The organism is Limnothrix sp. FACHB-881, from assembly GCF_014698135.1.
Classification (GTDB): Bacteria; Cyanobacteriota; Cyanobacteriia; order CACIAM-69d; family CACIAM-69d; genus CACIAM-69d.
Map to the genome: position 1 here is coordinate 23,706 of NZ_JACJSN010000030.1, position 6,000 is coordinate 29,705.

7 protein-coding genes and 1 pseudogene are annotated in these 6,000 nt (G+C 52.3%); 4 read left to right on the forward strand and 4 right to left on the reverse strand.

Going from position 1 to position 6,000, the window contains the following annotated elements; translation table 11 throughout:
• Positions 1–6: 6 nt before the first annotated feature.
• The 4 genes from H6G52_RS18055 to H6G52_RS18070 all read left to right on the forward strand — a co-directional run bounded on the left by H6G52_RS18055 (position 7) and on the right by H6G52_RS18070 (position 3,219).
• Positions 7–756, forward strand: coding sequence for a hypothetical protein (locus H6G52_RS18055; protein ID WP_190530166.1), 750 nt, complete (start codon positions 7–9; stop codon positions 754–756).
• Positions 749–1,492: a phosphatase PAP2 family protein gene (locus H6G52_RS18060; protein WP_190530168.1), complete on the forward strand. Its 744-nt coding sequence runs from the start codon at positions 749–751 to the stop codon at positions 1,490–1,492. The genes H6G52_RS18055 and H6G52_RS18060 overlap by 8 nt, the downstream gene beginning before the upstream one ends.
• Before the next feature lie 311 nt (positions 1,493–1,803).
• Entirely contained in the window at positions 1,804–2,640 is an 837-nt protein-coding gene (locus H6G52_RS18065) for a sulfite exporter TauE/SafE family protein (protein ID WP_190356272.1), read from the forward strand.
• A 105-nt stretch (positions 2,641–2,745) separates the two neighbouring features.
• Entirely contained in the window at positions 2,746–3,219 is a 474-nt protein-coding gene (locus H6G52_RS18070; protein WP_242026490.1) for a DUF1634 domain-containing protein, read from the forward strand.
• Between the two features lie 241 nt (positions 3,220–3,460).
• Here the strand turns inward: H6G52_RS18070 and H6G52_RS18075 are convergent, their stop codons facing one another.
• The 4 genes and pseudogenes from H6G52_RS18075 to H6G52_RS18085 form a co-directional block, all read right to left on the reverse strand.
• Positions 3,461–4,489 carry a sulfate/molybdate ABC transporter ATP-binding protein gene (locus H6G52_RS18075; protein ID WP_099534534.1) on the reverse strand — a complete coding sequence of 343 codons (1,029 nt, stop codon included), beginning with the start codon at positions 4,487–4,489 and terminating at the stop codon, positions 3,461–3,463.
• A 327-nt stretch (positions 4,490–4,816) separates the two neighbouring features.
• Positions 4,817–5,515, reverse strand: coding sequence for a rubrerythrin family protein (locus H6G52_RS19215; RefSeq protein WP_190530170.1), 699 nt, complete (start codon positions 5,513–5,515; stop codon positions 4,817–4,819).
• Between the two features lie 117 nt (positions 5,516–5,632).
• The gene (locus H6G52_RS18875; protein ID WP_255508563.1) at positions 5,633–5,764 is read right to left on the reverse strand and encodes a hypothetical protein; all 132 of its coding nucleotides are present in this window, start codon (positions 5,762–5,764) and stop codon (positions 5,633–5,635) included.
• 95 nt (positions 5,765–5,859) lie between these two features.
• Positions 5,860–6,000 (reverse strand): annotated as a pseudogene (locus H6G52_RS18085) (photosystem II protein D2); the annotation flags it as partial.

Consider the following 6,000-nt stretch of genomic DNA (forward strand, 5'->3'; position numbering starts at 1 on the left):
AAGAGCATGAACGTTGCCCAAGGGTTTTTAAAGGGTTTTGTCCCAGGGATTGTCCAGAATTTTCTAAGCGGGCAAGGACTGAGAACGGCGGTTTTGGGATCCTTCAGCCGCTGGATGACGATCGGGGGTTGCCTGTTGGTTTTTGTGGTTAATTTGCTTTGCGCTCCTCCGGCCTTAGCCGATCGCCCCTTGAGTGAAAATTCCGATTACTTGGCAGCCAGCCAAGCCTTGAACCAGCTAACAGCCGAACGTCAGCAAAAGCAGAATGCGGGGGAAGCCATTCCCGAACCCTTGGAATCACAAATTGAACAGCTAACAGCCCAAACCTTTGCGTTGGAGTCCGGCGAGACCTGGGGCCAATGCGAAAACACCAGCGGCCAGGTGGTTGGAGTTTACGGGCCAGAGCCGGATGACGTGGACAACTATCGCTACAACGCTGGTCTTTACTTCTTGGCCAATGGGGAAACCACCGCGATCGAGTGGGACTGCGAAGGGGTTTTGATTCCCAAGGGAACCAAGGCGATCGCCACCCTTCCCAACGGAACCAATCAGGAATTTACCGGTTTGGCCGCGCTCAAAGTTGCTGACGGCACGCGCGTCACCATCAGCCAAGATCCCGAGGGCCAATTAACCCTCAGCACAGCGCCCACGGCAGCAGTTAACACCAGCAAAGCAAAATGGCCGCTGCCCAGCCTGTCCCAGAAAGTGATTAATCAGCGCCCTCTGGATGCCCCAACCCTCACTACCGATGACTGATGGGCTAAACACCACGGGGATCAGCACTTTGGGTAAGCATTCATCATCCCAACTAAACCTGCTGGGCATCGGTGGGGCGGTCACGATTCAAGGACTTTGTGCGCTATACCTGGTTAGCCATCTCCAGCAACCAGCGCCCTGGGATGTGCAGTTTTTAGAACTATTGCATCAACAGGCCACCCCTTGGCTCGATCGCCTCGCCCTTTGGCTCACACCGCTGGGAACCCGCTGGGGAACGTTTCCGCTGTTCATCATGGGTCTTTTGTCCCTAGCGAACCAACGGCAATGGCGTAAGTTGCTCTACTGGATGAGTGCGATTGGCGGTACAACAGTCATAGCCACTCTGCTGAAAGTGGTTTGGCATCGAGCGAGGCCCAGCCTTTGGCCCTCGCTGCTGGCCCCAGACCATTACCCTGCTGATTGGGCCTTTCCCAGCACCCACGCGGCCGCTAGCCTCTCGTTGGTTTTGGCCCTTGGCGCTTTGTATTCCAGCCAACAACCGCTCGATCGCCCCTATGGATGGGTCTGGCGTTGGTCGATCGCGGGGCTGGGTGGTGGCTTTGTTCTGCTCATTGCCTGGACAAGGCTCTATCTCGGGGTTCACTTCCCCAGTGACATCATTGGCGGCTGGTCGATCGCCTACCTGATCACACAAGTGGCCAATCGATTGATCCTCAGCCCCACGGATCCAGTTCAGCTACCATCAACCCCTTCAAGTTTGCTTACTCGTCGTTGAGTTGTCATTCATGATTCAGAGTGATTAATGCTCAACAGCGATCAATCACTCTGGATCATTGACTGCGAACAGTGGCTGCGAACAGTGGCTGTGAAAAATGATTGTGAACAATTCACCAGCAGTCTGAAAATTTGCTTGCCCAGATACCATCATTAACCTGGTTTCTAGCTTCCAACTTTCTCAACTCAGCAACCAAGCACAATGGCTGAATTCCTTGGTGTGACCAAGCACCAAGAGCCGGATTCCTCCAGTTATTTTTCAGCCATTCCCTATGGATTTTCTCTAATTACTAGTCATCAGGATGGGGCGGGGTGAATATTTTTGAGTTTTCATTCTTAGTTTGGGCCGGTTCATTCGCGGCCGGATTCTTAGGAGCCTTGACCGGTCTTGGGGGCGGCGTGGTGATTGTGCCTCTGCTCACCTCGGTTTTTGGGGTCGATATTCGCTACGCGATCGGGGCTTCCTTAATTTCTGTCATTGCCACTTCCGCCGGTTCCGCCGCAACCTACATTCGATCGGGGTTTGCCAACTTACGTCTCGGGATGTTTTTAGAAGTGGCAACGACCCTTGGATCTTTCGTAGGAGCCACCTTAGCCACCGTTGTGCCCGTCAAAGCCCTGACCGTTGTGTTAGGAACCGTCCTGCTTTATTCCGCTTTCTTTGCTCAACAATCCACCCCCAAGGAAGCCGAATTAACCGAGCCAGGTTCCTTGGCTGAACGCTTGCAACTCGATAACTGCTACCCCGCCCCCAACGGAGAAGGAACAATCGCCTATACCGTTCGTTCGGTTCCCACCGGTTTTAGCTTAATGGCCGTGGCCGGGCTGCTTTCAGGATTGCTCGGCATCGGTTCCGGCTCCTTGAAAGTCTTGGCCATGGATCGCGTCATGGGCTTACCGTTCAAGGTTTCCACCACCACCAGCAACTTCACGATCGGGGTCACCGCTGCCATGTCGGCCGGCGTTTATTTATCCCGAGGCTACGTGGATCCCGGCCTCTCAATGCCCGTGATGTTGGGTGTTTTGATGGGAGCCATGGTCGGTGCAAGAGTGCTGATTGGAGCCAAGCCAGAATGGTTGCGCTGGCTCTTTTCCATTGTGTTAGTGCTCCTAGCAATCAAAATGATTTATAACGGATTAATTACTTAGAAATTACGCACTTTCAACTCATCAGCTCAATTGCAAAGTTGAGACCAAACAGAATTTTAACGCTCGTAATTCACAGCAGCCCAAGTGACGATGGAGATGACATCAATGATGAAGGGTAAGTCTTCCGATCAGGCGATCGCCATGACTGCAGCGAATAGTCCCATTTCTCCCTTGGAATCTTCGCCAGTTGATTTAGAAACTCGAAAAAGCACCGATCACAGCCTTGAGTTAGCCGTTAGCCACGTATTGTGGTGGGGAATGATCATTGCGAGTTCGATCGTCTTTGCCGGCGGCTGCATCTATATCTTTCGCCATGGGGGTGAGCCAGCCAGCTTCCGTGTCTTTGTAGGAGAACCTCGGGAACTTTGCTCCCCTTGGGGTGCTGCGAAATCTGCCCTTTCGGGTCATGGTCGCGGCTGGATTCAAGTGGGCATTATGCTGCTAGTTGCAACACCCATTATTCGGGTTGCTCTGTCTTGGTTCACTTTTTTGCGTCGTCAAGATTGGCTTTATTTTGCAATCACTTCGATTGTTTTTGGAGGACTTATTTACAGTTTTGCGGGTGCTTATTTCCAGTAATTCCCAAGACTGGTTTTGCTGGCACTGATCTTATTTCTGCCAGTTCCCAGAATTAGAGTCTGGCAAGTTTCTAATTAATATTTAGTATTTGAAAACTTCGATTTGAAAACTTCGATTTGAAAATTTGGCATTTGGGCGGGAGCACTCTATCGCGCACCCGCCGAAATGGCATATCCAGGGATTTCACGAACAATCCCATTAGGGATCACCCTATTCAGCAATCCTCTTGAGTGCTGGTTCTCTAGGTTGCTAAGGGGAAAACACGCACCGATCGGGGCCGTGCGTAGACCTGTTGCTCTCGTTCAATGTGGAGTCGGTGATAGTGATCTCGGTTCACAGAAGCCGTCAAAGATGGGCCATTCTCCAGTTTCAAATGCACCTGCACTTCCCATCCCAAATGCATGATGCGATCGACCGTCGCAGGTAAGGCCTTGTCATCCACAGGATCGGTCACAATTTCCACATCATGGGGCCGCAAAAAGAGTCGCCAATTATCGCTGTCTTCCCACACCCGATCGCCCGCCCAGCGCGACACAGACCCCGGAAAAATAGACAACACATTCACAGGCCCCACAAAACTCATCACAAAGGGCGAGGCCGGGTTGTCATAAATTTCCGCAGGCGTGCCCACTTGTTCAATTTTGCCTTGGTTCATCACCACAATTCGATCGGCAACTTCCATCGCCTCTTCTTGGTCGTGGGTCACAAAAACCGTGGTCACATTCATATTGCGATGCAGGTTATGCAGCCATGTTCGTAATTCCTTGCGCACCTTGGCATCCAAAGCACCGAACGGTTCATCCAGCAGCAAAATCTGGGGTTCCACGGACAGGGCCCGCGCCAAGGCCACTCGCTGCCGTTGCCCACCGGACAATTGCGCAGGATAGCGATTGCCATAGCCCGCCAGTTGGATCAAGTCCAACAATCGATTCACGCGCTCTTGAATTTCAGCCGGCGGAGTTTTGCGCAACTCCAACGGAAAAGCAATATTTTGCCGAACGGTCATGTGCTTAAACAGCGCATAGTGCTGAAACACAAACCCAATTTTTCGCTCTTGGACGCTTTGATAGGTTGCGTCCCGCCCAATCAGTGAAATTGTCCCCGCATCAGTGGATTCCAGCCCCGCAATAATTCTGAGGAGTGTGGACTTTCCTGAGCCGGATGGCCCCAACAACGCAACCAAAGAACCCGATTGAATGTCTAGCGAAACATCATCAACTGCTCGAAAATCGCCATAGTACTTGGAGACATGCTCAACCGCGATTCCCATTTCTTTTGACTCCCAGCTTGTCTTTAACTACAGTTACCCGATCGGAATACTGTAATATACAGATAGCATATAGCCCATTCCTCTCAACCAGGCTGTTTTTTTAGCAAAATTTTCGCGCGATCGCTTTCAGTTGAACCCAACTTGATTCTCACAAAACCAAAAAAATGCGCCATTCACCAACCTGGAATGGCGCACTCGATTGTGCTATTCAATTACTGAAAATCAGCTATTTTTTGTTTTCTAGAGCTAATTTCAGAGTTGATTTCAGGGCTGATTGCAGATCTGAGTAGATCTCAGTAGATCTAAATTAATGACCCATGACCCAGCCTAGGCCGCGATCGACTCTTGATAGGGCACGAACAGGGCCTTCTTCGCGCCGCAAATTGGGCATTCCCAATCATCAGGAATGGCTTCAAAGGGAGTCCCCGGAGCAATGCCCGAGTCGGGATCGCCCTCAGCGGGGTCATAGATCATGGAGCACTGGCGGCAAATCCACTTGCTCCCCGCAGCCTTGTTTGCCGGAGCCACACCGTCCAACCCGCGCAGGGCTTCGCTGTATTGGTCGGCGTGGTGATGTTCGATCGCGGTCAGCAGTCCAAAGTTGCGGGCGGCCGTGCGGAAAATTCCCGCATGTTCCCGCGACTCATCGGCCTGTTCTTGGAATTCCCGCTCCGCTTCGCCATCCCGATCGACCCGGGCTTCGGCGGCAAAGTTGGGGTACATGGTCTGATACTCGTAGGTTTCACCCTCGATCGCCAGCTCCAAACAGCGGGCCGCGATCGCCTTCTTTTGTTCGTCGCTGAGGCTGGCTGGATCGTCCACCACCAACTCCGGATGCATCAGCCGAAAGTGGGCGAACGCATGTTCCGTTTCTTGGTTGGCCGTTTCCCGAAACAGCTTGGCCAAGTCGCCCAGGCCCAGCTTTTTCACCACTTCCGAGAAGAACAGATATTTCCGATTCGCCATCGATTCGCCAGCGAAGGCATCGGCCAAGTTTTTGGCGGTGTTGGAGTTTGAAAGATCCATAAGACGCAAGAAAACGGGTGGGGTTAGTTGTGGTTGCACCATCCCGGTCAGCCCCCGTGCGGAAGGCTGGCGAGGTGGCGGCGGCGTGAACTTCTCTCTAAGTCATAATCATTATGACTATGGATAGACTAACACAACTTTCTGGGAATGGCCAAAAACCCCAGCCCCGATCGGGCCGATCACCTGCACACAAGTTCCGCAGGAGACCAAAAAAAGGGTGCGATCGCGTCGATCGCACCCTCCATTCATGATCTGTCTCTGGTTAATTTGAGCAATAGGCGATCGCAACGGCTTGACGAGAAAACGCGCGATCGCTTTGATTCAATTCAGACTTCGCTCAGCCCTTACAGTGCGTTACCGCGAGGCAGCACTTCTTCGGGGAAGATGAAGTTTTCGTGGGGTTGGTCTTGCGGAGCCATCCAAGCGCGGATGCCTTCGTTCAACAGGATGTTCTTCGTGTAGAACGTTTCGAATTCGGGGTCTTC